Raw genomic sequence first — 744 nt, 5'->3', positions numbered from 1 at the left:
ATTGGCCGGGTTGCGATACTTCGGAGCCACCTTGCCCAGTTTGCGGGCCGAAGGGCTTTTTCGGACGTTTGTCTTCTTGGACTTGCTGGGCGCCGCCGCATCAGGAACTCCGTAGAGTTCCTCGATTGTGTAGCCATGATCCTTGACGTATTTGTTGATCTTGGCACGCATGGCAGCAGCCTTCGGGCGTGTCAGGATCTTGGTCTGCTGCTTCTCTGCGGTGCTGATCAAAGAGCGCAGCTCTTTGACCGACAATCCCGTCAAATCGATAGGCATTAGAGATTTCCTCAAAATGGACAGCCGTTAGCCTAGTGTTGAACGAGCTTGATTGCCACACGCGCGGTGGCCGGGTGGCCATTATGGGTAGAACTTGCTGGGGTCGGAAAGCTGTGCTGCGAACTGACCTCGCTCATACTTAGGCAGTTCAACGCTAGGCTGGTAACGCTTGATGGTGCGAACCTTCTTATTTTGAGCCAACGCTGGTTTTTTGTGGAAGTAGGCCTCGTGCAAGACGGCGACACGCTTGTTGGGCGAGTGCCCGGTGAACAGTGCGATGACCTCTTCCGGGATGTCCTGGTGATGAAGTTCCGTGGCGATGGTGTGGCGGAATGCATGAAACCCAACACCCTTTCTGAAGCCCAGACGCTTCATGTAGGTGCTGAACTGGTTGAGTGCCGCTTGGCTGTAGCGAGCGTTTGAGTCGCCCGTTTTGCGGTTGACACCCGCCGAGAGGTGAGGGAAAAG

2 protein-coding genes are annotated in these 744 nt (G+C 55.4%); both read right to left on the bottom strand.

The annotated features are described in order from the left end of the window. Positions 1–276, bottom strand: a 276-nt coding sequence (locus tag HMPREF3114_RS03590; RefSeq protein WP_083297567.1) for an H-NS family nucleoid-associated regulatory protein, incomplete at its 3' end; no start/stop codon positions are given. Positions 277–357: 81 nt separating this feature from the next. Beyond that, a partial coding sequence (locus HMPREF3114_RS03585) for a tyrosine-type recombinase/integrase (protein WP_147628980.1) occupies positions 358–744 on the bottom strand: 387 nt, incomplete at its 5' end.

It is taken from the genome of Stenotrophomonas sp. HMSC10F07 (genome assembly GCF_001807895.1).
GTDB lineage: Bacteria > Pseudomonadota > Gammaproteobacteria > Xanthomonadales > Xanthomonadaceae > Stenotrophomonas > Stenotrophomonas sepilia.
This window is presented reverse-complemented; position numbering and strand designations above follow the sequence as displayed.